The sequence below is a fragment of the Arthrobacter sp. yr096 genome, from assembly GCF_900108925.1.
Lineage (GTDB): Bacteria > Actinomycetota > Actinomycetes > Actinomycetales > Micrococcaceae > Arthrobacter.
The window spans coordinates 69,941-94,683 of the sequence record NZ_FNYI01000005.1 but is presented as its reverse complement, the minus strand read 5'-3'; the positions used below and the strand labels follow the sequence as shown (position 1 = coordinate 94,683).

24 protein-coding genes, 1 tRNA gene and 1 riboswitch are annotated in these 24,743 nt (G+C 63.6%); of the genes, 14 read left to right on the top strand and 11 right to left on the bottom strand.

Features of this window, described 5'->3' with window-relative positions; all coding sequences use genetic code 11:
- Positions 1–29 precede the first annotated feature (29 nt).
- A complete protein-coding gene (locus BMY91_RS13740) occupies positions 30–629 on the top strand; it encodes a GNAT family N-acetyltransferase (RefSeq protein ID WP_090822832.1) in 600 nt (199 codons plus the stop codon).
- A 90-nt stretch (positions 630–719) separates the two neighbouring features.
- Here the strand turns inward: BMY91_RS13740 and BMY91_RS13735 are convergent, their stop codons facing one another.
- The 3 genes from BMY91_RS13735 to BMY91_RS13725 are packed head-to-tail and all read right to left on the bottom strand — an operon-like array spanning position 720 to position 3,717.
- The gene (locus BMY91_RS13735) at positions 720–1,514 is read right to left on the bottom strand and encodes an energy-coupling factor transporter transmembrane component T family protein (RefSeq protein WP_090822830.1); all 795 of its coding nucleotides are present in this window, start codon (positions 1,512–1,514) and stop codon (positions 720–722) included.
- On the bottom strand, positions 1,511–3,097 hold the full coding sequence (locus BMY91_RS13730; RefSeq protein WP_090822828.1) for an ABC transporter ATP-binding protein: 1,587 nt from the start codon (positions 3,095–3,097) through the stop codon (positions 1,511–1,513). The genes BMY91_RS13735 and BMY91_RS13730 overlap by 4 nt, the downstream gene beginning before the upstream one ends.
- Complete coding sequence (locus BMY91_RS13725) at positions 3,097–3,717, bottom strand: ECF transporter S component (protein ID WP_090822826.1); 621 nt, start codon at positions 3,715–3,717, stop codon at positions 3,097–3,099. Before BMY91_RS13725 ends, BMY91_RS13730 begins: the two co-directional genes overlap by 1 nt.
- Positions 3,718–3,794: 77 nt before the next feature.
- A riboswitch (TPP riboswitch) is annotated at positions 3,795–3,931 on the bottom strand.
- A gap of 620 nt (positions 3,932–4,551) precedes the next feature.
- Between BMY91_RS13725 and BMY91_RS13720 the strand changes: the two genes are divergently transcribed.
- Both BMY91_RS13720 and BMY91_RS13715 read left to right on the top strand, forming a co-directional pair.
- Entirely contained in the window at positions 4,552–5,241 is a 690-nt protein-coding gene (locus BMY91_RS13720) for an NUDIX hydrolase (protein WP_090822824.1), read from the top strand.
- Between the two features lie 35 nt (positions 5,242–5,276).
- Positions 5,277–5,537, top strand: a complete 261-nt coding sequence (locus BMY91_RS13715) for a DUF4235 domain-containing protein (protein ID WP_090822822.1) — start codon at positions 5,277–5,279, stop codon at positions 5,535–5,537.
- Between the two features lie 107 nt (positions 5,538–5,644).
- On the opposite strand, the gene mnhG is transcribed toward BMY91_RS13715, so the two are convergent.
- The 6 genes from mnhG to BMY91_RS13685 are packed head-to-tail and all read right to left on the bottom strand — an operon-like array spanning position 5,645 to position 11,959.
- Positions 5,645–6,037 carry a monovalent cation/H(+) antiporter subunit G gene (gene mnhG, locus BMY91_RS13710; protein ID WP_090822820.1) on the bottom strand — a complete coding sequence of 131 codons (393 nt, stop codon included), beginning with the start codon at positions 6,035–6,037 and terminating at the stop codon, positions 5,645–5,647.
- Positions 6,027–6,305 carry an MrpF/PhaF family protein gene (locus BMY91_RS13705; protein WP_090822818.1) on the bottom strand — a complete coding sequence of 93 codons (279 nt, stop codon included), beginning with the start codon at positions 6,303–6,305 and terminating at the stop codon, positions 6,027–6,029. Before BMY91_RS13705 ends, mnhG begins: the two co-directional genes overlap by 11 nt.
- Entirely contained in the window at positions 6,302–6,868 is a 567-nt protein-coding gene (locus BMY91_RS13700; RefSeq protein ID WP_090822816.1) for a Na+/H+ antiporter subunit E, read from the bottom strand. Before BMY91_RS13700 ends, BMY91_RS13705 begins: the two co-directional genes overlap by 4 nt.
- Positions 6,865–8,448 carry a Na+/H+ antiporter subunit D gene (locus BMY91_RS13695; protein WP_090822813.1) on the bottom strand — a complete coding sequence of 528 codons (1,584 nt, stop codon included), beginning with the start codon at positions 8,446–8,448 and terminating at the stop codon, positions 6,865–6,867. Before BMY91_RS13695 ends, BMY91_RS13700 begins: the two co-directional genes overlap by 4 nt.
- Entirely contained in the window at positions 8,445–8,945 is a 501-nt protein-coding gene (locus BMY91_RS13690; RefSeq protein WP_090822811.1) for a Na(+)/H(+) antiporter subunit C, read from the bottom strand. Before BMY91_RS13690 ends, BMY91_RS13695 begins: the two co-directional genes overlap by 4 nt.
- Entirely contained in the window at positions 8,942–11,959 is a 3,018-nt protein-coding gene (locus BMY91_RS13685) for a Na+/H+ antiporter subunit A (RefSeq protein WP_090822810.1), read from the bottom strand. The genes BMY91_RS13690 and BMY91_RS13685 overlap by 4 nt, the downstream gene beginning before the upstream one ends.
- A 202-nt stretch (positions 11,960–12,161) precedes the next feature.
- Here BMY91_RS13685 and BMY91_RS13680 point away from each other — a divergent pair, with 202 nt between their 5' ends.
- The 3 genes from BMY91_RS13680 (at position 12,162) to BMY91_RS13670 (ending at position 15,316) form a co-directional block, all read left to right on the top strand.
- A complete protein-coding gene (locus tag BMY91_RS13680; RefSeq protein ID WP_090822808.1) occupies positions 12,162–13,565 on the top strand; it encodes an MFS transporter in 1,404 nt (467 codons plus the stop codon).
- A 63-nt stretch (positions 13,566–13,628) separates the two neighbouring features.
- Entirely contained in the window at positions 13,629–14,111 is a 483-nt protein-coding gene (locus BMY91_RS13675; RefSeq protein WP_090822806.1) for a cation:proton antiporter regulatory subunit, read from the top strand.
- Between the two features lie 5 nt (positions 14,112–14,116).
- Complete coding sequence (locus BMY91_RS13670) at positions 14,117–15,316, top strand: cation:proton antiporter (protein ID WP_090822804.1); 1,200 nt, start codon at positions 14,117–14,119, stop codon at positions 15,314–15,316.
- Between the two features lie 46 nt (positions 15,317–15,362).
- On the opposite strand, the gene dcd is transcribed toward BMY91_RS13670, so the two are convergent.
- A complete protein-coding gene (dcd, locus tag BMY91_RS13665) occupies positions 15,363–15,938 on the bottom strand; it encodes a dCTP deaminase (protein WP_011776299.1) in 576 nt (191 codons plus the stop codon).
- Between the two features lie 140 nt (positions 15,939–16,078).
- On the opposite strand from dcd, the gene BMY91_RS23465 reads away from it, so the two are divergent.
- Positions 16,079–18,049 carry a CAP domain-containing protein gene (locus tag BMY91_RS23465; RefSeq protein ID WP_256212740.1) on the top strand — a complete coding sequence of 657 codons (1,971 nt, stop codon included), beginning with the start codon at positions 16,079–16,081 and terminating at the stop codon, positions 18,047–18,049.
- Between the two features lie 25 nt (positions 18,050–18,074).
- On the opposite strand, the gene BMY91_RS13655 is transcribed toward BMY91_RS23465, so the two are convergent.
- The gene (locus tag BMY91_RS13655; protein WP_090822802.1) at positions 18,075–18,518 is read right to left on the bottom strand and encodes an SRPBCC family protein; all 444 of its coding nucleotides are present in this window, start codon (positions 18,516–18,518) and stop codon (positions 18,075–18,077) included.
- A gap of 262 nt (positions 18,519–18,780) precedes the next feature.
- Here BMY91_RS13655 and BMY91_RS13650 point away from each other — a divergent pair, with 262 nt between their 5' ends.
- The 7 genes from BMY91_RS13650 to BMY91_RS13625 all read left to right on the top strand — a co-directional run bounded on the left by BMY91_RS13650 (position 18,781) and on the right by BMY91_RS13625 (position 24,734).
- A complete protein-coding gene (locus tag BMY91_RS13650; RefSeq protein ID WP_256212739.1) occupies positions 18,781–20,250 on the top strand; it encodes a M15 family metallopeptidase in 1,470 nt (489 codons plus the stop codon).
- Positions 20,251–20,338: 88 nt separating this feature from the next.
- Positions 20,339–20,412: transfer RNA gene (locus tag BMY91_RS13645), tRNA-Gly, on the top strand.
- 151 nt (positions 20,413–20,563) lie between these two features.
- The gene (locus BMY91_RS13640; RefSeq protein WP_090822797.1) at positions 20,564–21,025 is read left to right on the top strand and encodes a nuclear transport factor 2 family protein; all 462 of its coding nucleotides are present in this window, start codon (positions 20,564–20,566) and stop codon (positions 21,023–21,025) included.
- Between the two features lie 78 nt (positions 21,026–21,103).
- Positions 21,104–21,238 (top strand): hypothetical protein, encoded by a 135-nt coding sequence (locus BMY91_RS23460; RefSeq protein WP_256212738.1) that lies wholly within the window; start codon positions 21,104–21,106, stop codon positions 21,236–21,238.
- Entirely contained in the window at positions 21,235–22,401 is a 1,167-nt protein-coding gene (locus tag BMY91_RS13635; RefSeq protein ID WP_090822795.1) for a N(5)-(carboxyethyl)ornithine synthase, read from the top strand. The genes BMY91_RS23460 and BMY91_RS13635 overlap by 4 nt, the downstream gene beginning before the upstream one ends.
- Positions 22,402–22,522: 121 nt before the next feature.
- Complete coding sequence (locus BMY91_RS13630; RefSeq protein ID WP_090822793.1) at positions 22,523–23,530, top strand: alpha/beta hydrolase; 1,008 nt, start codon at positions 22,523–22,525, stop codon at positions 23,528–23,530.
- Positions 23,531–23,681: 151 nt separating this feature from the next.
- The gene (locus BMY91_RS13625; protein ID WP_090822791.1) at positions 23,682–24,734 is read left to right on the top strand and encodes a helix-turn-helix domain-containing protein; all 1,053 of its coding nucleotides are present in this window, start codon (positions 23,682–23,684) and stop codon (positions 24,732–24,734) included.
- Positions 24,735–24,743 lie beyond the last annotated feature (9 nt).

The window sequence follows — 24,743 nt, the reverse complement described above, 5'->3', positions numbered from 1 at the left end:
GTTCGCAGTACCAGTCCCCGAAGGAAACCATGACTACCACCACCCAGGACTTCTCTGTCCGCACCACCGTCTACTCGGAAGAACTCGAAAGCTGGGGTGCCTTGCGTATAGTGCCGCTGATCCCCAGCGAGGACATAGGCCTCATCTATGAGTGGGTCACCCAGCCTCGCGCCAAGTTCTGGGGAATGACAGAGCATTCCCGCGAGCACGTCCAGGAGATCTACGAATTCCTTGACTCACTGGAGACCCACCACGCGTTCTTGGTGGTGCTCGATGGTGAGCCGCTGGCGCTGTTCCAGACCTATGAGCCGCTGCACGATCCCGTGGGCGAGGCATACCCGGCCCGCGAAGAAGATATCGGTATGCACCTCCTGTTGGCTCCAGCCACCCGGCCCATCCCGCACTTCACACCGAAGCTCGCAACATCGCTGATCAAATACATGTTCTCCCTGCCGGGCAAGGACCGGATTGTGGTGGAACCGGATTCCCGCAACGCCAAAGCACTCCGTCGCCTGGAGGCAACCTGCTTTGAGTTGGGACCCATCATTCAACTTGCCGAAAAAGAAGCCCAGCTGGGGTTCCTGACGCGGGCAGGATTCGACGAGATCCAGGAGCAGCGGGCCGTCTGAGCCCACCTCACGCACGGAGGCGAAGTGCCGCCGGCGGCCCCCAACGCTACCGGCGGCACGTCTTGGTGCCCAGCTCTTGGCGCAGGAGCGCTAGCGCCAGACGAAGCTCCAGGTCCCGGCGCCCACGGCCGTCAGGACGGCACCGGCTGCGATGAGCAAACCTCCAAGGACCACCCAGGCATCCAGCAGCGAGTACGTGGATTCGCGCGCCCACGTGCGTCGACCGCCGCCGAAACCGCGCGCTTCCATGGTCACTGCCAGTCGCGATGCCCTCCGAACAGCCTGAACCAGAAGCCCGAAACTCTGGCCGAGCGTAGCCTTCAGCCTCTGGAACGGGTTGCCTTGGGATCCCACCCCCCGGGCACGGCGTGCCATGCCGATGGTCTGCCACTCTTCGGCCATGAGGCCCACCAACCGCATGGCGGCCAGGGAACCCAGGACAAACCGGTGCGGCAGCTTGGCCTTCTGCGCCAGGGCATCAGCCAAATCGGTGGGATCAGTGCAGGTCATCAGGAGGATCGCCGGGAGGGCGATCGCCAAGCCGCGCAGCATGAAACCCAGCCCCAGCTCAAGGGAGCCTTCGCTGATGGACCAGAGGCCGACGTCGAGCAGCACAGCGCCGCTGTCCGCCGCCACGATCGCCGTGCTCCAGCCGCCGATCGCCGCCGCGATGATCAGCGGCCACGCACGCTGCCACAGCAGCCGAAGGGTGAGACCGGCCAGCGGGAACAGGGCCAGCTCGGCAACAATCGCGGTGGATGCGGAGACCCAATCGATGGACAGGGCCAGCACCAGCGATATGAGGAAGACGGCCACAAACTTCGCCAAGGGGTTGGCTTTGGTCAGCAGGGCATGGTTTCCGCCGAGGTTCAGTTGGTTCCTCACACGGCACCTGCTTCCTGGCGGTCCGGCTGGGCCCGGGCTGCTGGATCCAACCGCAGCTCAGTCCCGCCAAGCACAGCGCTGAATTCCTGGTCGTGGGTCACAGAGACCACGGCCGTTCCGGCGTCCAGGAGCTCTGACAAGAACGAGGCCAACTCTGCCCAGGTGTTGGCATCCTGGCCGAACGTTGGTTCGTCAAGGACAAGGATTTTGGGATGCGCGGCGAGCACCGTGGCTACAGACAACCGACGTTTCTCACCACCGGACAGGGTGTAAGGGTTGGCATCCACAAGGTGGGTGAGCCGCAGCCGCTCCAGGAGCTCGTCCACGCGTTCTCCGCCGTGGCCAAGATGCTTCGGACCAAACATGAGCTCGTCCAGGACCTTGCCCGTGACGAACTGGTGCTCCGGCTCCTGGAAAACGGTTCCGATCCGGGAAATCAGCTGATCTGCTTTCCATCTGAACGGGTCAATGCCCGCACCTTCTGAAAGCTCGACGGCGGCGCTCACCTTTCCGTCCACCGGCGCCAGAAGGCCAGCCAACGTGAGCGCGAACGTGGACTTCCCAGCACCATTCGGACCCGTAATGGTCAGCGCCTGGCCTGCCCTGACCTGTGCACTGATACCCGTTTGAACAGGAATCGGCGGGATGGTCTTGAAGCCCTTCCTGCGCGGCTTCTCCCGCGAAACCGACAGGTCCTGGGCCGCCAGGAGGAGTTGCGCCGCAGGGGTTTCGTTGCTGCGCCTGCGTGTTGCAGGGACGTATCCGGGAACCCAAACACCGGCTGCCATCAACATGCTGCGGGCCTCGGACAGCACTTTGTCCGGCGGGCCGTCCAAGAGGACACCAGTGCCTGAGCCTGTGCCCGATCCTGATCCTGCGCCTGCCGAGCCCGGCTGCAGGACCACAATCCTGTCCACTACGTCCTTCCACACGGACACCCGGTGCTCAACCACCACCAGCGTGGCGCCCGTCTTGTCCAGGCACCGGTTCACGGCATCGCGGACTTCCAGCACGCCTGCAGGATCGAGGTTGGCTGTGGGCTCGTCCAGGAGGATCAGCCCCGGCCGCATCGCCAGGATGCCGGCAAGGGCAAGGCGCTGCTTCTGGCCGCCGGAGAGTGCCGCCGTCGGGTGATCCAGCGCCAAACCTCCGCCAGCCGCCGTACGCAACCCAACGTCGTCGAGCGCTTCATGGACGCGGGCCCAGATCTCGTCCCGCGGCACGGCCAGGTTCTCGGCGCCGAAGGCGACGTCGTCACCCACACGTGAGAGGACCACCTGGGTTTCGGGGTCCTGCTGCATCAGGCCGGCGCGGCCACGCTGCTCGCGGGGAGTAGCGCCGTCGATCAGCAGGGAGCCTGTCTCGTCGGAGTCGTCTTCCTCGTCTCCCAGCACGCCCGCCAAGGCATGCAGGAGCGTCGACTTGCCGGCACCCGAAGGACCCAGCAACAACACCCGTTCGCCGGGTTCGATCCGGAGGTCGAGGCCCTGAATGGCAGGCTGGACCCGGCCGGCATGCCGCCAACCCCAGCCCTCGGCTGAGATGGCGGCGGGCCTCACCGTGCCGCTCGTGGTGGACGGCATCAGCTGAAGACTGGCTCCGAAGCGGCCTTGCGCGACGCGAAGGAGCTCAGGACGCCTGTCTTCGCCAGACCACGGGTGGCGACCCAGGACAATGCGCCTGCGATGATCGCGCCGGAGATGGTGGTGAAGGTGATGTAGGCCAGCTTGTCGATTGCCTCGTAGGCGATGTTCCAGCCCCACGGCAGGAAGGAATCGTTAAGGCCGCAGAAGAGGCCCGCGCCCGCACCGGCAAGGAGTGCCGTGGGCAGGTTGAACTTCTTGTAGCGGAACGCGGCGAAGATGAGCTCTGCACCGAGGCCCTGGAGGATGCCGGAGATGAGCACCGTAGTGCCGTACTGCGAACCCATGATGAGCTCGCCGGTGGCAGCAACAGCCTCGCAGAACAAGGCTGCGCCGGGCTTACGGATAATAAGCATGCCCAGGACCGCCGGAATCATCCAGCCACCGGCAATCAGGCCGGTGAGCGGCGGATACGTCGCGTTCATGGGAATGGATACCAGCGCGGCACCCTGGGACCAGGCCCAGAAAATAACGCCGCCGGCGATGGCGATCAATGCCGCCACCACGATGTCTACTACGCGCCAGTTATAACTGGTCTTCTTCACGTTTACCGTGGTCATTTTTCTGCCTCCTGAGGTACAGGAGGGGAAAGTGCTACCCGGATATCCCAGCCGGCCTGCGCCGCCCGGATCCGGACACTCTGAGAAGCTCGACTCCCTTGCGCCGGTACTAACCGGATCAGGTTCGAGGGTCTGCGGCTGTCCGCACTCTCAGCGCCCTCGCGTCTCCTGCATCGCTGCAAGGTCCGACGGCGGCGCTCCCCTGTCGTTATCAATCTGCCCTGATGGGCGGGTTCAGTTTACACCTGCGGGCGTGGCGGGCGCTGCTGTCCAGTCACAATCGCTTTCCGGTGCTTGCCGGGGGCGTTGGGGGCACGTTGCCGGGCGCCTTGCCGGGCGCCTTGCAGGGCGCCTTGCGGGGCCCACATTGCGCCCCAAACCCACCCCCAACCACGCACACCAGACCCCACAACCCCATCGGCACGCGTTGCAGGGCCACTCTGCGCCCTAAACCCACCCCCAACCACGCACACCAGACCCCACAACCCCATTGGCGCACTTTGCAGGGCCCACACCGCACCCCAAACCCACCCCCAACCACGCACACCAGACCCCACAACCCAACAGCACACCGTGCAGGGCCCACACTGCACCCCAAACCCACCCCCACCCACGCACACAAGGCCCCACAACCCAACAGCACACCGTGCGGGGCCCACACTGCGCCCCAAACCCACCCCCACCCACGCACACAAGGCCCCACAACCCATCGTGGGCACCTTGCAGGGCCCACACCGCACCCCAAACCCACCCCCAACCACGCAGACCAGGCCCCACAACCGGACCTGAGAGAATGATCCAGCAGAATCCACGCGGCAAAGGGGCACATTTCTCATGACGGACCTACCCAAGCAGGAGTTTCCCAACCACACCCCTGTGGCGGAGCCGCGCCTTGCCGCCAGCGTAATCCTGCTTCGCGACGCTCCCGGGGGCCTCGAGGCCTTTGTCCAGCACAGGGTGAGCACCATGGACTTCGCCGCTGGAATGGTGGTGTTCCCGGGAGGCCGGGTGGATGCTGCTGACAAGTCCGGCTGGGACTACCCCACGGAACTGCTCCAACGCCACGTCGCCGACTGGCACCAGAGCTCCATCGGGGCGGACGCGAACGTTGCTGCAACGAGCGCCGGAACCGTGTTGGCGGCAGCAATCCGCGAAGTCAATGAGGAGGCCGGGCTGAGCATTGACGCCGACAACCTCCGTCCATGGGCCAACTGGATCACCCCCACGGACATGCCCAAGCGCTTCGACACCTACTTCTACGTCGCCAAGCCAGCCCCAAGGGCTGAACCCCAGCACCAGACCACTGAAGCCTGGAAATCATTGTGGATGCCGGTGGACGGAATTCTCGCTGCCGAGGCCGCCGGAACGCTGAAACTGATGCCGCCCACGTACTTCCTGCTGAAGGAAATCGCTGGGTTCACCTCAGTGGAAGCTGTCTGGTCCGCCCCGCACACGGTGGTTCCCGTCCTGGCGCCGGTGGGTTCCCTGGCCGCTTTTCTTAAGGAACGGGAAAGCCGCCGCTGACAATGCCGGCCAGCCTTTACAGCTAGGCTGGGCACATGAATCTCTTCCTCAAGCTACTGGGTACCGGAGTGAGCCTCGGAGCGGGCTTCGTCGGAACCAAACTCGTCAACAAAGGGTGGGAAAAAGCCACCGGCAACAAGCCACCCACAGGCAACGATGACATGGAGACGAGCCTTCGCTCGGCCCTGACCTTCGCATTGATTTCTGCGTTTGTGAGCACCCTTATCCAGGTCCTGGCCAACCGCGGAACGCAGCGCGCAATCGCCCGCTTCGCCAAATCCCAGGACATCGTCTAGGAAGCACCCGGACAACAGACAAGCGCGGGGCCACTGAGGTGGCCCCGCGCTTGTTTTGCTTCACCAGCCGTTCGGGTCGCACCAGCCGTTCGGGTCATGCAATCAGTTCAGCGATCGTCCCCGGGTTCTTGCCCCGCGGCCGCCCTCTGGACGACGGCCTCAAGTTCATCCTTGGTGAGCATCTCTCGGTGGCCGTGCTTGGTGCGGTAGGCGGAGCGGCCAACCATGTGGGCGGAGACGGGTGCCGTCAGCAGCTGGAAGATCCACGCCACCAGCAGGACCGGCCACACCCACCAGGTGCGCATCTGCAGACCGATGGCGGCGAGCATGAGGAACAGCCCAAGGACCTGCGGCTTGGTGGCAGCGTGCATGCGGCTCATGAGGTCAGGGAATCGAAGCAAACCGATGGCCGCTCCGAGGGACATCAAGGCACCTACCACCAGGAACACGGCTGTCACGGCATCAATGACGGCATCCACGCCCGTTGCGTCAGGACTCATTGTTCTGTTCCCTCCGCTCAGCAACGAACCGGGCAACCGTGACCGAGCCGATGAAGCCAATCACGGCCAGGGCTACCAGGAGCATGAGGTTGTTGAGGTGGTGGTTCAGCGCCATGTCAATCGCCAGTGCGGCGCCCAGGATGGCCAGCAGGACATCGGATGCCAGCACGCGGTCCAACAGGGATGGTCCGATGGCGATGCGAACAATCGCGCCTGCCGCAGCAAGGCTAAGGATCACTGCCGTGACAATAAGAACGATTTCCTTCACAGCGTTGCCCCTTCCATTCCGGGACGCTCTTCAGCTGTGAGCGCCTCGACTTCCTCGCGCGAGCCCATGATGCGGATCAGGCCCGCTTCAATGTTCTGGACTTCCTGACGGATCTTGTCGATGTCAGCTTCTTCGTAGATATTGAGCGCGTGCAGGTAGAGCGTGGACGTCGATCGGTCCACTTCCACCACCAGTGAGCCCGGGATCAGCGAGATGACATGACCTGTTGCCGTCACCATGAGGTCGGAGTGGCTGCGCAAGGGAACGGCGACGACGGCGCTGCGCACCTTGGGCCCTTTGGTAACAGCCAGGAACAGCACGGCGAAGCTCGCTGCCACCACTTTGGCGAGGAACATCAGGGCGAAAGGAATGGCCCGAAGAATGTTGAACCTGCCGCTGAGCTCCACTGGCGGGAGGTAGAAGAACTTCGCCACCAACACCGCAATCAGGGCACCGAACAGCAGGTTGCCGGGGCTGAAGTCCCGCCACAGAGCGCCCCAAACAATGACCAGCCAGATGAGGAGCGGGAGCTCAGTGCGGAATGAAATCGGCTTGCGGCTCATTTGGCATCTCCCGTCTGCTCTTCAACTGTTTGTGCAAGCGGCGGCACCTGGACGGAGTCACCCAACACTGAATGGATGTAAGCCGAGCGGTCAAGCATGATTCCCGCAGATCCGTCGGCCACCCGGAAGAGCGGACCGGCGAAGACAGTCAACGCGACGCCGAATACCACCAGTCCCGCTGTCGAACCGACCATGGTCCGGGGCAGAACGCCAACACTTCCCTTGGCCAGAAGCACAGGATCCGGGTACTCGGCGTCTTCGGGCTTGCGCCAGAAGGCCCTGTTCCAAACACGCGCGATCGCCAGCAGCGTCAACAGGCTGGTGACCACACCGCCTACCACCAGCGTGATGGCCAGTGGTGTCCCCAGTTCCACGCCAGCCTGCAAGAGGCCCAGCTTTCCGAGGAAGCCGGAGAAGGGCGGAATGCCCGCAAGGTTCATGGCTGGAATGAAGAACAGCAGCGCCAGCAGGGGTGAGAGCTTGGCCAAGCCACCCAGCCGGTCAATGGACGAACTGCCGCCGCGGCGTTCTATGAGACCTGTTACCAGGAACAAGCTGGTCTGGACGGTGATGTGGTGCGCTACGTAGAACACTGCGGCGCCCAGGCCGGCCACGGAACTCATCGCGAGGCCGAACACCATGTAGCCGATGTGGCTCACCAAGGTGAAGGACAGGAGACGTTTGATGTCGCTCTGGGCCAGGGCACCCAAAATGCCCACCACCATGGTTAGTAAAGCCACCACCATGAGAGGCACGTTCAGGGTGTCCCCTGGGAAGAGGAGCGTCTCTGTGCGGACCATGGCGTACACGCCAACTTTTGTCAGCAACCCGGCGAACACGGCCGTGACCGGGGCCGGAGCGGTTGGGTACGAGTCAGGGAGCCAGAAGGACAGGGGGAAGACTGCCGCCTTGATGCCGAAGGCTACCAACAGCATCACGTGCAGGAGGTTTTGTGTACCTTGGTCCAGTTCGGCCAGCTTGATGGCCAGATCTGCCATGGTGATGGTTCCAGTCGCCCCGTAAATCATGGCGATGGCAATGAGGAACAACACGGATGACACCACGGAAACCACAACGTAGGTGACTCCGGCCCGGATACGCGGACCTGTCCCGCCGAGGGTCATGAGGACGTAGCTTGCCGTCAGCAGGATCTCGAAACCAACGTAGAGATTGAAGAGGTCGCCGGTGAGGAACGCGTTGGATACTCCCGCCACCAGGATCAGGTATGTGGGGTGGAAGATTGAGACCGGCGCTTCATGGTCGCCGTCGGCCATGCCCTGACCGGTGGCGTAAATCAAAACCGCCAGGCTCACCACGGTGGAGACCACCAGCATGAGCGACGAGAACTGGTCCACCACAAGGACAACGCCCCAGGGCGGCAGCCATCCGCCCAAGGTGACGGACGTGGTGCCGCCATCCCACACGGACATCAGGAGCAGGCACTCGAGCAGCAGGGTGGCACTCAGGATGCCAATGCTGACCACCCGCTGGGCACTCTGGTGCCGGATCAAAAGGAAAGCCAGGGCAGCACCCAGAATTGGCAGGAGGACAGCTAGCGGCGACAGGTTTGCGAGATTCACGCGCTGCCTCCTTCCTGGGTTGTTGCCGTTTTGGGGGTCTCGGTGGAATCCGTGGTGTCCCGTTCCGCAGCGCTGGATGGGGTGATTGCGAACTCCGAGGTTTCCAGCGGCACAATGGCGTCATCCTCGGCGTCGAAACTCGGCGTCTTCGCCACGCGGACGTCCTCAAGGTCGTCCTGGATCTCATCCTGCCGGGCCAGGACCCACGTGCGGTAAATGATGCCGAGCATGAAGGCCGTTACGGCGAAGGAAATGACAATCGACGTCAGGATCAATGCCTGCGGCAGGGGGTCGCTGTACGCCTCAGGGTTTGTTTCCTTGGTGAACAAGGGCGCAAGGCCGGCGTAGCCGCCCGTGCTCAGGATCAGAATGTTGGTGGCGTTGGCCAGCAACATCAGGCCAAGAAGCACGCGCGTCAGGCTGCGTTCCAGGATCAGGTAAATGCCACAGGCGTAGAGCACACCCATGATGATCAGCAGGGTCAGGTTGATGCTCATGCGGTACCTTTCCCGGACGCAGCGGATTCGGCGGCTTCTTCAGCCAGCACGGAATGGTCAGCGGCATCTTCTTCTGCAAGGGGTGCGCCCTTGCCCTCAAAATGCTCGTCGATTTCGGCACCCAGGCTGCGGAGGACGTCAAGCGCCAATCCCACCACTACGATGTACACGCCGATGTCGAAAATGGTGGACGTGACGAACTTGATATCACCGAACACAGGCAGCCAGAACTCGATAATGGCGCTCTGGAACACCTGGCCGCCCAGGAAGAGCGGAACCACGCCGGACGCTGCCGCCGTCGCAAGTCCCGTCCCCAGAAGGGTTCCGGCGCTTACTGTCGCCGCCTCGCTCAACTCGAACCGGCCACCGGCCAGGTAGCGGATGGTCAGCGCCAGGCCTGCCGTGAGGCCGCCCGCGAAGCCGCCGCCGGGGAGGTTGTGTCCGGCGAGGAGGAGGTAGATGGAGAAGACAATCATCGAGTGGAAGATCAGCCGGGTGACCACTTCGAAGATGATCGAGCGTCGCTCCGGGGCCAGCGTGCGGCCCGCCACCAGCCAGGCGTCACGGGTGACGTCAGTGAACTTCTTGGCCACCGCCAGTGTGGCTCCGTCGCGGGAACCGCGGTCGACGCCGGTGCGGCGCCCCACGCTGCCTTCAGGCACGGCGTCGGCGGTCTTGATGCGATCGCCGCGGCTGCGGACGAAGATGAGACTGGCAACACCCGTGGCGGCGATCGCGAGGACGGAGATCTCCCCGAAGGTGTCCCAGGCGCGGATGTCCACGAGCGTCACGTTGACCACGTTCAGGCCCCCGCCGCCTTCATAGGCCAGCCGCGGGAAGTCGAGTGAAATGGGGGTGGCGACGCGGGCTCCCATGGCATAGATGGCCACGAAAATCATGGTGACGCCAAAAGCTGCCCCGATGATCACGCGGATCACCCTGAGCCTGCCTCCGGTCCGGTCCCGCAGCTCCGCGGGCAGGCTGCGCATGGCGAGCACGAAGGCCACCAGCACGATGGTTTCCACCAGCATCTGCGTCAGGGCAAGATCCGGAGCGCCCTGCAACGCGAACATGAGGGCAATGCCGTAGCCCGTAACGGACACCATGAGCACGGCCAGGAAGCGCTTGTTGGCGCGGACCGCAGCCAGCGCGCCCACCACGATTCCGGCGCCCGCCACCAACTGCAGCGGAGAGTTGGGGTCAATGAAATAGATGCCTTCCGGCAATGGCTTGTTCGCCATGATCAGAGCCGTAGCCGGCACAGCAAACGCTACCGTCAGGATTACTGCCAGGTAGAAGTACAGCGAACCACGCTGAGTGCGGCCCGTGACCCACACGGCAACATCGTCCAGGGCACCAATAGTGTGCTGGTACGCGCGGTCGCCATCCACCCAATCCGGAACCAAGCCCTGGGCTCGGGACACGAGGTTACGTCCGTAGAACATTGCCGCACCGGCCGCGAACGTGATGGCTGTCAGCCCCAGCGCTGGGGTGAGGCCGTGCCACAGAGCCAGGTGACCGGCGTCGACCGCGTCCGGGCGGTCGGCGAACAACGCCGCATAGGGCTGGATCCAGGTATCCACAGGCGCCGGCCACAGGCCGTACACGATGGTCAGCACGCTGAGGATAGCCGGGGCGGCGAGGAACGCAGGCTTGATGGGCTTGAACGGCGTGGGTTCAACGCCCGGCTTGGTGGCGAACGCACCCCACATGAAACGGGCACTGTAGGCGAAGGTGAGGATGGAACCGATCACCAAGCCCACCAGAATCCAGATGCCCCACGCGGGAGCATCATGGCCCGTGCCGTAGTGGACGAAGGCCTCGAACACCGACTCTTTCGCTACAAAACCGGCCAACGGCGGCACGCCAGCCATGGAAGCGGCGGCAATTGCAGCCACAACACCCAGGGCACGTGACGAGCGGAAGACGCCGGAGAGTTTACGAATATCGCGCGTCCCCGACTGATGATCGATGATGCCCACCACCAGGAACAGCGCGGCTTTGAACAGGCCGTGGGCCAGCAGCAATCCGAGCCCGGCCAGTGCAGCATCAGGACGGCCGAGCCCCACCACCATGGTCAGGAATCCCAACTGGCTGACCGTGCCGTACGCGAGGATCAGCTTGATGTCCGTCTGGCGAAGGGCCCTGTAGCCGCCCACAAGCATCGTAGCCAGGCCGAGTCCCAGGACCACCGGCAGCCAGAATTCCGACTCCGAAAAGCCAGGCGCCAGGCGCGCAACGATGTAGATGCCCGCCTTCACCATCGCTGCGGCGTGCAGATAGGCGCTCACAGGCGTGGGGGCTGCCATCGCTCCAGGCAACCAGAAATGGAACGGAACCAGCGCCGACTTGGTCACCGCACCTGACAGGACAAGCACGACGGCGGCAGTCACCGCCCCCTGCATGGGTCCGGTCATGAGCGTCCCGGCTTGGTCCAGGATCGTCGAGATCCTGTAGGTACCGGCGGCCTGCCCGAGGATGATGAGGCCTACAAGCATCGCCAGACCACCTGCCGTGGTGACCATGAGCGCTTGCAGGGCCGAGCGTCGTGCCGCCAAACGCGTGCGGGCATAGCCGATCAGCAGGTAGGACAGGATGGTTGTGAGTTCCCAGAAGATGAACAGCATCAGGAGGTCATCGGAAGTCACCAGGCCGAACATGGCGCCGGCGAAGGCCAGCAACTGCGCTCCGAAGCCCCCGAGGTCCGCGTCCTTGTTCTTGAAGTACCGGGCGCAATAGACCAGCACCAGGGACCCTACGCCAAGGATCAGCAGGGACATGACCCATGCCAAGGGATCCATCCGGAAGGCCAGCTCAAGTTTCAGGCTTGGAATCCATGGCAGAACTTCTTCTATGCCACCACCGGAATATACGGGTCCGTACTGGAAGAGCAACCAGATGAATGCGGCCGCGGGGACCGCTGCCAATGCGTAGAAGGCGTTCCGGCCCAGTTTGCGGAAGATCAAGGGCGCCACAGTTGCCGCTGCAAAGGTGATGGCGAGAACTGTGATCACTGTTATCTCCGCAAAGTCAGGAACGAATTGTCAAAAGTTGGAGCAGGCGGTCATACGTTGGGTTCGGTTTACCTAGTTTATCAAGGGGGACAGACAGTTTTTGGCCACTTTTCCGAAGGACCCGTGACGTTTCAATCGGTGTTCTCCACAACGCGGTCTGTCATCTGCACGCTGTTCCCTCCGCCCCTATAGCATTCAAGCTATGAACGCGGCCGCAGTCCCCGAAGCCTCCCACCCCACATCCGAGCTCGCCTCTGGCCCCGTCGCCTCCAAAAAGGGACAAATCCTTGCGTGGGCGTCCTGGGACTGGGGTTCCGCTGCCTTCAACGCGGTCATGACAACGTTTGTTTTCACCGTGTACCTCACCTCCAATGCCTTCGGCGGAGAAGATGCAGCCTCTGCAGCCCTCGGAGCCGCCCTCGCCATCGCAGGGCTGGCCATCGCGCTGCTGGCTCCCGTGACAGGCCAACGCTCTGATGCCGGAGGACGCCGCAAGCTGTGGCTGGGCGTCAATACGGCCGCCACCGCGGTACTCACGGCCTTGTGCTTCTTCGTGTTCCCGCAACCCGAGTTCCTGCTGCTCGGCGTTTGCCTCATCGCTTTGGGCAACGTTTTCTTCGAGTTTGCCGGCGTGAACTACAACGCCATGCTGGCCCAAATCTCCACTCCCAGGAACATCGGCAAGGTCAGCGGCTTCGGATGGGGCATGGGGTATCTGGGCGGGATCGTTGCGCTCCTCCTGGTGCTGCAGCTGTTTGTCCAGCCTTCTTTTGAGTGGTTCGGAGCATCAACACAGGACTCCCTGAACATCCGGCTGGTAGCCGTCTTCTCGGCCCTCTGGTTCTTTATCTTCGCGCTCCCCGTAATGTTCGCCGTTCCCGAAGTCTCCGTAAGGAAGGACACCGCTTCCCTGGGCTTCCTGGCCTCCTACCGGTTGCTGATCCGCCGCATCGGCGCCATCTATCGAACCAGTCCGCACACCATCTACTTCCTGCTCTCCAGCGCTATTTTCCGTGACGGTCTGGCTGCCGTGTTCACCTTTGGTGGGGTCATCGCAGCAGGTACGTTCGGTTTCGAGCTCAAGGACGTCATCTTCTTCGCCATCTTCGGCAACGTCGTGGCGGCCGTCGGGGCCATCATTGGTGGCTTCCTGGATGACAGGATCGGCCCCAAGGCCGTTATCATCATTTCCCTGGTGGGCCTCCTGGTGGCAGGTACGTTCATCCTGGTCCTTGGCAACGGCGATTACGTCTTCTTGGGAAATGAGTGGCCAGGTGCAGCAACTTTCTGGATCTTCGGCCTGCTGCTGTGCCTGTTCGTGGGGCCGGCCCAGTCATCCTCGCGGGCCTACCTGGCCCGGCTTGCACCGGACGGCGAATCGGGCGAACTGTTCGGCCTCTACGCCACCACCGGGCGGGCCGTCAGCTTCCTGGCTCCCACCCTTTTCACGCTGTGCATCGCCATTGCGGCACCTCTTGTTGCTGAAGGTGAAGCGCAGCGCTGGGGCATCCTCGGGATCATGGTGGTCCTCTTGGCCGGGCTCTTGGTGATCCTGCCGGTTAAGCCTCCTGCCAAAGTGGAAATAGCAGTGGTACCAGAGCGTTAACTACATAGGACTGGCTAGCATGAACGCCGTACCAGACCCATACAACAGAGTTAGGGTGTAGCAATGAACGTGGATGAGACTGAACTTCCGGGCCTCGGGATCCGCAAGGATTTCGTCACGGCTTCGGGCCGTCGCATCGGTGTAGTGGAACTTCGGGAAGGTGAGACCGAGCTGTTCGTCTCCACCTGGGATGACCCGGACACCTGCCAGGCCTCCATCCCGTTGACCGCCGATGAAGCGTCCACCTTGGGGAATCTCCTGGGTGGCCAACATATCGCCATGCGCTTGGCGGAAGAGCACCGTGAAATACCTGGCATTGTCACCCGACAGTTCTCGATTACGCCGGAGTCCCCCTTCGTGAACCAGCCCATGGGCAAGGCGCAGATCCGCACCCGGAGCGGTGTGTCCATCGTGGCGATCATGCGCGAAGGCGAGGTTGTCCCGTCGCCGGCACCCGACGTCGTACTTCACACCGGTGATTTGCTCGTAGCGGTCGGCACGCAGGAAGGTCTTGACTCGGCAGCCGGCATCCTCCGCAACGGCTGACCGGAATGGATCCGCTCGCACTAGCCCTCGTTGAACTGGGGGCCGTCGTCTTCTGCCTCGGTCTCCTGGCTCGATTAGCGGGCCGAATCGGCATGTCCCCCATTCCCCTGTACCTCGTGGGCGGCTTGGCCTTCGGTGCCGGCGGATTCGTCAAGCTGGACGGCATGCACGAGTTCGCCCATCTCTCCGGCGAAATCGGCGTCATCCTCCTCCTGCTAATGCTTGGTCTGGAATATACGGCGTCGGAACTCGTCACCGGGCTGCGACGGTCGTGGCAGGCCGGGGTTCTGGACTTCATCCTCAACTTCATTCCCGGGGCCGGCATAGCTGTGCTGCTGGGCTGGGGACTCGTGGGTGCCATCGTGATGGGCGGCGTCACGTATATTTCGTCATCAGGCATCGCAGCCAAGGTCATTACCGATCTAGGCCGCATCGGTAACCGTGAAACGCCTGTGGTCCTGTCCATCCTGGTTTTCGAAGACCTTGCCATGGCCATCTACCTCCCGATTCTCACCGCCATCCTTGCGGGCGTCGGGTTCCTTGGTGGATTACAGACTGTGGGCATCGCGCTGGCCGTTGTCACCGTGGTGCTGGTCATCGCCCTCAAGCACGGTCACCGGGTCTCGCAAGCGGTTCACAGTGAGAACTCCGAGGTCTTCCTTCTGAACGTCCTGGGGCTTGCCCTGCTGGTGGCCGGTATCGCCTCTGCCCTGCAGGTGTCCGCCGCCGTGGGCGCCTTCATGTTGGGCATCGCCATTTCCGGTGCGACTGCCCACAACGCCACCCGGATCCTGGAACCGCTGCGGGATCTTTTTGCCGCCATCTTCTTTGTGGCCTTCGGGCTGAACACCGATCCCACGTCCATTCCGCCAGTGCTCGGGTGGGCCCTTGTGCTGGCTGTCCTGACGTCCGCCACCAAGATGCTCACGGGGTTCTGGGCCGCCAAGCGGGCCGGGATCGCGGTACCGGGCCGTTTCCGCGCAGGTGCCGCCCTCATAGCCCGCGGTGAGTTCTCCATCGTCATCGCGGGATTGGCTGTTGCCTCCGGCGCAGTGCCCGACGAACTCGCTGCACTCGCCACGGCATATGTACTCATCATGGCCATCCTGGGTCCGCTGGCCGCTCGCTTCGTGGAGCCCGTGGTCAAAGCCTTCCGGCGAACCCCCAAAGCTCCCCCGCGAACCACCGAACGCGCCCCGGCTTAGCCCTCGGCAAAGAGAAGCAGCCCCTCGGCGCGACGCAGCAAAGAGGCTAGATGGACGTCCGGTGGAAGTTCTGGTGGCTGCGGCTGGCGGTGGGGCCGCGCTGGCCTTGGTAGCGGTTGCCGTATTCACCCGAGCCGTAAGGGTGCTCGGCCGACGACGTCAGCCGGAAGAAGCAGAGCTGGCCGATCTTCATGCCGGGCCACAGCTTGATGGGCAGGGTGGCCACGTTGGAGAGTTCCAGCGTTACGTGACCGGAGAAGCCGGGGTCGATGAAGCCAGCCGTGGAGTGGGTCAGCAGGCCGAGGCGGCCCAGGGAGGACTTCCCCTCAAGTCGGGCAGCAATGTCGTCGGCAAGGCTGACCGTTTCATAGGTGGAGCCCAAGACGAACTCGCCGGGGTGCAGGATGAAGGGCTCGTCGCCTTCCACCTCCACCAGCCGGGTCAGCTCAGGCTGTTCCTCGGCGGGGTCAATGTGGGCGTATTTGTGGTTGTCGAACAGCCGGAAAAACCGGTCAATCCGGACGTCCACGGAAGACGGCTGCACCATCGCGGGGTCGTACGGCTCAAGAACAATCCGTTGGGAGTCTATTTCGGCACGTATATCGCGGTCAGAGATCAGCACAGCATCAAAAATACCCCATGCCTCCAACACCGCATGCATTGTCCGGGCCGCCCCGTGGGACTATAGTTCCCGGACATGTAGAACCGCGCCCGTACCTGGGGGCAACGAGCATTCGCGGGGTAATTGTGAAAAAACTGGCAGTGCCGGCCGCTATTGTGCTGGCCGGAGCGCTGGCCCTTGGCGTGGCCGCCTCCAGCCAGATCCTGCCGGCCAACGACGCAGGCACGGGTGGCCTGCCCTCCCCCTCTGCCGGCGTCCCGTCCGGTCTGGCGGCACCGGAAGAGAGTACGACGACGGACCCCGCACCGTCCGCGGGCACGCCCGCGCCCAGTGACGCTTCCCACCCCGCCACGGTGCCGGCCCTGGAACCGGGAACTGAAATTGAAGCGCCGAGTAGGCCCATCGCCGTAGATCCGGTCATCGAGACACCGCCGCCTGTGCCGAACATTGGGCCGTCTTGGGGGCCGGATGATCCCTCGGCGGAAGGCACAGAACCAGAGGCACCTGGCACCAGCGCCCCGGCCGTTCCCGATCCCGTGGAGCCGGCTCCCCCGCAGCCTGAGTCGCCGGCCGCAATCCCGACGCCGTCAGCACCCGCCGCGGGACCAGTTCCGTCGGGCACGCCGTCGGGCACCCCCTCAGCCTCGGCCTCAGCAACAACCACCCCGAAACCCAGCGTCACACCTACACCCTCGCCCTCAGCAACAGCCACCCCGTCGCCCACCGTCACACCCACGCCCTCGGCGTCAGCCACCCCGGAACCCAGCACAGCCCCTGCACCAACGCCCACACCGTTCCCCGGCAAGACCCCCAGCAGCGATCCGAACCTCGACAACGGCGCCCTGGCACTCCTGCCCGACAGCAACAGCGCCGCAATCCTCACTGTGTTCAACGCGATTAACAGTTACCGCGCGTCCCTGGGCCTGGCACCCGTGAAGTACCACGCAACGGTGGCCGGCCTGGCCCAGGAGTGGTCCAACAACATTGCGACACGTGAGGTCATCCAGCACCGCGCCAACTTCTGGACAGACCCGCGTGCCCTCAACCCGAACAACGGCGCAGGCGAGGTCATCGCTGTGCGCTGGGACCGGGACGCGGCGCAGCTTGTTGAGTGGTGGAAGGGCTCGCCCGGCCATGATGCCCTTCTGCGCGATCCCCGTTTCAACGTCATGGGCATCGGCATCACCTACACGGACGGCAACTGGCAGACCACTCCCAACCGGTACACGCTCTGGGGCGTGGTGAATTTCTTTGGTTACACCACTCTCCCGGCCGGCACCACCAACAGCCCGGGTGGAACAGTGACGCCGCCTACGGATCCGGTGGCCGTTTGCCAGCCCGGCGACAAATACCAGCCGCCAACTGTGAACCTGAGCGCCGCATCCATCCGCAGCGCCGCTGATCTTGTATCTGTCAGCTCGGACGGAACCGTGTACTCGTACCAGTCCTTGGGCAACGCGAAGTACGGCGCGGCCCGCAAGATCGGGATTGGTTTCACCGGACTCAAGGAGTTATTCGTTTCCGATTGGGATCGTGATGGCGTTTTCGATCTCATCGCCCAGCGCACAGATGGTGCCCTTTTGGTGTACCCGGGCCGGGTGTCAGGCGGTTTCGGTTCCCCTGGGGTCCTGGGCCACGGCTGGCAGTCGTTGAACATCGCCGTCGGCAACTGGTGTGCCAATAACCGCCTGCCACAGATCGTCGCCATGGATGCGTCGGGTGGGCTCTGGCTGTATAAGAACGCCGGTATGACGTACATCCGTTCGCAAGCCGCTATTGGTACGGGTAACAAGGCCATCCGCCTCAGCATGGTGGATTACAACGCTGATGGGTTCCAGGATCTCCTGACCGTGGAACCGAATGGCTCCTTGCGCTTGTACCGCGGCAGCGGCCTGGGCACTCCCAAGCAAGAGGCAAGGCCTGTGGTGGGCGCGGCCTGGACGGACTACTCCGGTCTGCGTTCCTTGCAAGGCGTCACCGGGTCAGGCACCACGGGCGTCGCCGGACTGGGAACCAACGGGGTTCTCGAATACTGGGATCTCACCTCTGGAAGGCTAACAACGCCGGTAACGGTTGGCGGCGGGTGGAGCGGCTTCAAGCTCGCCCAGTAGTGCTCACACCCTCGCCCAGTAGTGCTCACACCACCGAGCGCGACTCCATGACGGTTTTGAGCTGCTCCAGCTGCGCCACTTCGGCTTCCATGGTCTTCTGGATCATGGCGTTCATGAGCTTCTGAAGGCCCTTGGGATGGTATTCCAGGGCGAACCTGAGCCGGGTGGTCTGGCCCTCGGTGCTGAGGTAGTAGCCCCCGGTGGGTCGGGCCGGTCCCGCCACCACGGCGAAACGTACTTCCGCGCCTGGCCGGGCCTCGGTGATCTGGAAGTCTGCGGCAATGGGGCGTCCGCCGGGACCGATGATTGTCTGCTGGTAGAGCGCGCCTTTTTGACCACGGTTACCGGAGCGGAGTGAGATGCTGCGGATCCCGGACCGCCAGAGGGAATTGTTCATCCCGTCCATGAGAAATCCGTAGACGGTCATGGCGTCCCTGCCTATCACCACTTCGTAGTCTGCGAATGCCACGGAAACCTCTTTCGGCGTACGGTCCAATGTCGTAGCCCGGTTCCCCATACGCTGCAGCTAACATCTTCAGAATAGTCAGCGGACACCTCCCGGCACACCCAACTGACCAGCCTTGACCGAATGGTTATCTGGCGCTTCACAAAAGTCACGGCTGACACAAACGGCCCTGCACGGTAGAGTGCCCCAGGCTGGCAAAAACCGAATTGGGGGCGTTATGCGGGTTCCGGAACATCAATCTTTTGCAGGAAAAGCTCGACGACGGGTGGCAGCGTGCGCGGTTTTCCTCGCCGTTGCGGTGGCTGGCGGCTTAATTTCCGCGGTTCCGGCCTCGGCCGTCGCAGCACCTGTTTCCGCCCATGCGGCCCTTGCTGAAACGGCCGCCACGTTGGCCGTTCCCGCTACGGTGAACCCGCTGCCGAGCGTGGATCCCATTGGTGATCCCGCCAGCTTTTCGGTCCTTGTCAACAAATCGCGGCCACTGAATCCGGCGGGCTACGCGCCGTCGGACCTTATCAACGCGCGCGGCTCGGGTCAGTACATGCGCGCCGAAGCTGCCGCGTGGCTCAACGGTTTGTTCCAGGGAGCAGCCGATGCCGGTACGGGCGGCTTGTCGATCGTCAGCGGATACCGCTCGTACGCCCAACAACAGCAGGTCTATTCGTATTACGTCAGCATTTACGGCCAAGCGTACGCAGACACCATCTCGGCCCGGCCCGGTTACAGCGAACACCAAACCGGCCTGGCCATGGACATTGGCAACGCGGCCGGAAACTGCGGGCTCAGCACGTGCTTCGGCGATACTGCGGCGGGTAAGTGGGTTGCCGCCAACGCGCACAAATACGGCTTCATCGTCCGCTACCCCAACGGTTACACGGGCACCACGGGCTACAGCTACGAGCCTTGGCATTTGCGCTACGTGGGCGTTGCCCTGGCCACCGATATGAACAGGCGTGGCTTCCCAACCCTGGAGCACTACTTCGCCGGCAATACGGCGGCCGCGGCCAGCATCAAATCCGGCGCTGACCTGGTGGCCGCTGACGCTTCAGGGCGCTTGTTGCGCTACCCCGCGACGGCGGCGGGTGGCTATTCGGGAGCCATCCAGATTGGCTCGGGCTGGACAGCCTTGAAGCAGGCTTTCGTGGTGGACTGGGACATTGATGGCGTGTACGACATCCTTGCGCAGTGGAACAACGGAAGTCTGGGTGTGTATCGAGGCCTTCCGGGCGGCGGTTTTGCCGGCCAGGTTGTTGTGGGCAACGGCGGTTGGGACCGTATGACCATCACCGTGGGTAAGTGGACCCACGCGCATGGCCGGCCCGGCGTCGTCGGATACTTCCCCGATGGAGTGCTGCGCTACTACCCCAACACCTTTGGTGGCGCCCTGAGTGCACCGCAGGTTATCGGCAAGGGCTGGAACGGCATGGAGCTCACCATTGCCGACTGGGAGGGCGACGGCGCCAACGATATTCTGGCGCGGACCCCGTCCGGTTCCCTGATCAATTACCGCGGCGACGGTTGGGCCGGCTTCTTCGGGCCGGCCACCACCGTGGGAACGGGCTGGCAGTACATGCGGGTCCTGGCCCCGGGCTTCGGACTGACCGGCGCCGGGACACGAGGCATCACGGCGCAAACGGCGGACGGCAACCTCTACAACTATGGCCTCGGCCGTGGCCAATGGACTACGTACGGCCAGGTGGGCTCCGGATGGAACAGTTTGAAGCTGTTCAAGTAGGCCGGCTCCTGCCAGCGGTGTGCCTGTCATGAGGGCCGCCGCAACTGCGCTAAGCTAGGACTCGCTCGGTGCAATTTTGCCGGGCAGTGCGGGCGTAGCTCAATGGTAGAGCGCTAGCTTCCCAAGCTCGATACGCGGGTTCGATTCCCGTCGCCCGCTCCACGAAAACCCCGGATCCAACGATCCGGGGTTTTTTGCGTCCAGGACACAATGTTCGACGGCGCCGCTCACCGCACGGGCCGCGAACCCGTCGACCGGGAGGCCTCCCGAGCCTACACTCGTACGTACATCCACCTATCCGGGAGGTCCTCCAATGACTCTCACCGACGATGGTGAGGCGGGTCCGCTCGCCGTCATCAACCGCCTGCTGGAAGCCACCAACAAGCACGATCTGGAAAGCCTGGCGGCGTGTTTCGCTCCGGGTTACGTCAACGAAACACCAGCCCACCCCACCCGTGGCTTCACCGGCCGGGACACTATCCGCAACAACTGGGAACAGCTCTTTACGGGTGTCCCTGATATCAAGGCGCATCTCCTGGCGCACAGCGTCAGCGGCAGCACCATATGGACCGAACTGCAGTTGAAGGGGGCGTGGCGGGACGGCACACCCCACGAGATGACCGGCGTCATCATCTTCGGTGTGGACGGCGGCATCATCAGCAGTGCCCGCTTCTATCTGGAGCCTGTGGAGAAGGCAGCCACCGTGGACGACACCGCCGATCGAGTGACCCACCGGGTCACGCATGGCCGCCCGGCGGCACAGCCGGCCCAGTGACCCCTGCCACTGACTCTCCCGGGGAGGTGTATGGTCAGGAGTCAGGAGTCATGTCGACTCCGCTCTAAGGGAGCCATCATGGGCGACAAATCACCGCGCCAAACCGCATCGAAGAAATCCAGTAAATCCATCAAGGAAAAACGTGCGGATAAGCGGGCTTCCGAGTCCTCCGCCGCCGAGGCCGCAAAGCCCTCTACCGGCAACAAGAAGTGACCGTGCCAACTGGCCGGCAGAGCATAGGCGTCCTGGCTTCCTCGCTGAAACCCAACGAACAGCGCCTGCCGATTCATCCGCAGCACTTGGAGCGCATCGCCCCGGACGTGCGCCGGCAGCTGCGTTTCGAGTTGGGCTACGGCGAGCGCTTCGGCGTCGCGGACAGCACACTTGAATCGCTGGCAGGTGGTCTTGGCACGCGCCAGGAGCTGATCGCCACCAGTGACGTCATCCTCCTGCCCAAGCCGCAGGCCCAGGACCTCGCCGAACTCCGCGACGGCCAAACCTTGTGGGGCTGGCCGCACTGTGTGCAGGACCGGGCCATCACCCAATTGGCCATCGACAAGAAGCTCACGCTGATCGCCTTTGAGGCCATGAACCACTGGGCCGGAGACGGCGGCTTCGGACTCCATGTCTTCCATAAGAACAATGAGCTCGCCGGGTATTGCTCCGTGCTGCACGCGCTGGCTCTGACCGGTTCAACCGGCGACTACGGACGCAGGCTCAGCGCAGTGGTGATTGGTTTCGGGGCCACTGCCCGCGGTGCCGTCACGGCTCTGAACGCCCACGGTGTCCACGATGTCCAGGTCCTGACCAATCGGGGCGTCGCCGCCGTCGGATCCCCCATCCACTCGGTGCGGATCGTGCAGTTCGACCACGACAGCAATGCCCCTTATCTCAGCGAAGTCATCACCAACAACGGGCGCAAGCCGTTGGCACCGTTCCTCGCGGCGGCGGACATCGTGGTCAATTGCACCCTGCAGGACCCGAATGCTCCGCTGACATATCTTCGGACGGAGGACCTGACGGACTTCAAGCCGGACAGCTTAATCGTGGACGTTTCCTGCGACGAGGGCATGGGGTTCAGCTGGGCCCGGACAACTACTTTTGATGAGCCCATGTTCCGAGTGGGCGGGCACGTCAATTACTACGCCGTGGACCACAGCCCGTCCTACCTGTGGAACTCGGCCAGCTGGGAAATCAGCGAGGCCCTGCTTCCTTTCCTGGAAACCGTGGTGGCGGGACCGGCCGGTTGGGATGCCAACGAGACCATCTCCCGCGCCATCGAAATCCGCGACGGCGTGATCCGCAACCCGGACATCTTGCAGTTCCAGGGCCGTTCCGCGGAGTACCCGCATTTGGCGGCAACAGCGCGTATCTGAGAACGTGGTCCACCGCCATTTGGCGGGTAATTGGGTCAATTGGCCTGCGGTTGGCGGGTGTTGGGCAGACATCGTGGCTGCGAGACTTGTGTGACCTTCCACAGACAATGGAGTCACGAAAATGTTTCACGACACCCCGCCGCGGCCCCCGTTCGATCCTGAGTTGGCAGATGCCCTTATAGGACTCAGGCAAGCACAACCTCCCCTGACCGTTGAGACGTTGCCCCAGATGCGCGAAGCCTTCCGCACCGCAGTGGAGACCGGGGCATTTGGCACGGCCGATCTGACGGTCGGCGGCAAGGTAACAGTGGAGGACGTATCGGTTCAGCGCGGGGATGGCGAACCCGATGTACCTTTGCTGGTGCTCCGCCCGTCTTCCGGCACGGGACCATGGCCTGCGATTTATCACACCCACGGCGGCGGAATGGTGGTGGGCTCACCCCGCACCACGGTCTCCGGCCTCCTGCCATACGTTGCTGAAGGGCTGGCCGTGGTGGTCTCGGTGGACTACCGGCTGGCTCCGGAGGCTCCGGACCCTGCACCGGTAAACGATTGTTATGCGGGACTGGTTTGGGTGGCCGAGCACTCGGAACAGCTCTCGATCGATCCTGGGCAGATCCTGATCACCGGAGAAAGCGCCGGCGGCGGGCTGGCGGCAGGAACTGCGCTCATGGCCCGGGACCGCGGGTACCCGACACTTACCCACCAGATCCTGGTGTGTCCCATGCTCGATGACCGGCTTCAGACACCCAGCAGCAGGATGCTGGAGGGCGAAGGCATCTGGGACAGGAATGACAACCTGTTCGGGTGGACCGCCTTGCTCGGCGAGCGACGCGGCGGCCCTGGGGTTTCACCCTATGCCGCCCCGGCCCGGGTGGAGGACCCTTCGGGGCTCCCCTCGACGTTTATCGATGTGGGGGCAGTTGAGTCATTCCGTGACGAAGCACTCGACTACGCTCGACGCCTGGCCCGGGCCGGCGTGGACGTCTCTTTCCATATGTGGGGTGGCGGATTCCACGGCTTTGACGGGCTTGCCCCGCACGCCGCTGTGAGTCAGGCTGCAACATGGGTGCGGGACAACTACTTCCGGCGTGCACTGACCGCCGGAAGCATGGCCACAGCGCGGTGACTTACACAGTGCGGTGACTTACTCAGCACAGTGACTTACACAGTGCGGTGACTTAACCGGCTCCGTCCCCTGCTGCGGACAGGGACGGAGCCGTTCACTGTGCTCCGTGATTCAATGGAAAATCATGGGGTTGGTGACGTGAGGAGCCCGGATGAGAGAACTTATCGGTCGTCTTGCAGTCACCGATGGCGATGCTGCCAGTGCTTTGCGGGTCATCGCGCATTTCGACGCCCTCTCTGATCAACGTGCCCCAGCCATCTCCTTTCTGAGGGCTGCAGCCGCACTTGCCGATTGTTCGGTTGGCCTACGGGATGCGGCCCAAGGGTTGGCGTCGCGCGTCGCATCGACAGGGTTGGCGTTGCCGGATATACCGGCGGAACTGGCCAGCAGCTGGCCGCGCATCCTGGTTGACCAAAACCGCGCCGCGACTGTTTGGCTGGAGCGTTCCAGCGATCCTGGACCGCTGGATCAGTTGATCCTTGAGCGCTGCGCCCATGGTCTGCGACCACTGCTCCGCGGTGCCGGGCACCAGCGGCCTGACTCCGCGGCTGCCGTGAGAATCGCCTGTGACCGGCACGTGTCCGAGGATGAACGCAGGGCCGCTCTCCGGAGCCTGGGTGTGGGCGAGGCACCCTTGGTGGTAGCCGCCCCGGCCTCCCATCCGCCCACGTCCGGACCTCGCGCACTCATCGGCCCAAGTTGGGCGTTGCTGCTGCCAGGCCACGCCACCGTGGACGACGTCCTTGCGCCGGGCTCAAGGGCTGGCCTTGCCCATGCCGGAGGCGGTGATGTGCCTGAGGCGTGGTTGAACGCGGCGAGGGCGCTCAGCCTCGCTGTTGACGAAAGCGCTGGAGGCCCCCACCAGGTCCGGTTCGAGGACCTTGGCGACCTTGTGGTGTTGGCGGAGGTGGTGGGCAAGGCTGACCTCACGGGCGCAGCGGACGTCCAGACGGTCGAAAGACTGCGTCAATCGCATCCTTGGGTTCCGGCCACCATTTATCAAGTGGTTGGGCACCAGAGCGTGCGGTCCGCCGCTGTGGGGCTCCATGTTCACCACTCCACCCTTCAACAGCGGGTGGAGTGGTTGGAACGCGAACTGGGCTACTCGCTTCGCGAACCTGCGGGCAGGTTCCGGGCCGCCACCGCGTGGACACTCTGGCGTTGCTCCGGCGCGGGAGCCCAGGCCCCCTACGGGGGCCGGTGACCTAAGCTG

Excerpts from the sequence above, each read along its gene's own strand:
- BMY91_RS13740 (WP_090822832.1), top strand. The coding sequence starts at position 30 with ATGACTACCACCACCCAGGACTTCTCTGTCCGCACCACCGTCTACTCG.
- BMY91_RS13730 (WP_090822828.1), bottom strand. The coding sequence starts at position 3,097 with ATGCCGTCCACCACGAGCGGCACGGTGAGGCCCGCCGCCATCTCAGCC.
- BMY91_RS13725 (WP_090822826.1), bottom strand. The coding sequence starts at position 3,717 with ATGACCACGGTAAACGTGAAGAAGACCAGTTATAACTGGCGCGTAGTA.
- BMY91_RS13720 (WP_090822824.1), top strand. The coding sequence starts at position 4,552 with ATGACGGACCTACCCAAGCAGGAGTTTCCCAACCACACCCCTGTGGCG.
- BMY91_RS13715 (WP_090822822.1), top strand. The coding sequence starts at position 5,277 with ATGAATCTCTTCCTCAAGCTACTGGGTACCGGAGTGAGCCTCGGAGCG.
- mnhG (WP_090822820.1), bottom strand. The coding sequence starts at position 6,037 with ATGAGTCCTGACGCAACGGGCGTGGATGCCGTCATTGATGCCGTGACA.
- BMY91_RS13700 (WP_090822816.1), bottom strand. The coding sequence starts at position 6,868 with ATGAGCCGCAAGCCGATTTCATTCCGCACTGAGCTCCCGCTCCTCATC.
- BMY91_RS13690 (WP_090822811.1), bottom strand. The coding sequence starts at position 8,945 with ATGAGCATCAACCTGACCCTGCTGATCATCATGGGTGTGCTCTACGCC.
- BMY91_RS13680 (WP_090822808.1), top strand. The coding sequence starts at position 12,162 with ATGAACGCGGCCGCAGTCCCCGAAGCCTCCCACCCCACATCCGAGCTC.
- BMY91_RS13675 (WP_090822806.1), top strand. The coding sequence starts at position 13,629 with ATGAACGTGGATGAGACTGAACTTCCGGGCCTCGGGATCCGCAAGGAT.
- BMY91_RS13670 (WP_090822804.1), top strand. The coding sequence starts at position 14,117 with ATGGATCCGCTCGCACTAGCCCTCGTTGAACTGGGGGCCGTCGTCTTC.
- BMY91_RS13640 (WP_090822797.1), top strand. The coding sequence starts at position 20,564 with ATGACTCTCACCGACGATGGTGAGGCGGGTCCGCTCGCCGTCATCAAC.
- BMY91_RS23460 (WP_256212738.1), top strand. The coding sequence starts at position 21,104 with ATGGGCGACAAATCACCGCGCCAAACCGCATCGAAGAAATCCAGTAAA.
- BMY91_RS13630 (WP_090822793.1), top strand. The coding sequence starts at position 22,523 with ATGTTTCACGACACCCCGCCGCGGCCCCCGTTCGATCCTGAGTTGGCA.
- BMY91_RS13625 (WP_090822791.1), top strand. The coding sequence starts at position 23,682 with ATGAGAGAACTTATCGGTCGTCTTGCAGTCACCGATGGCGATGCTGCC.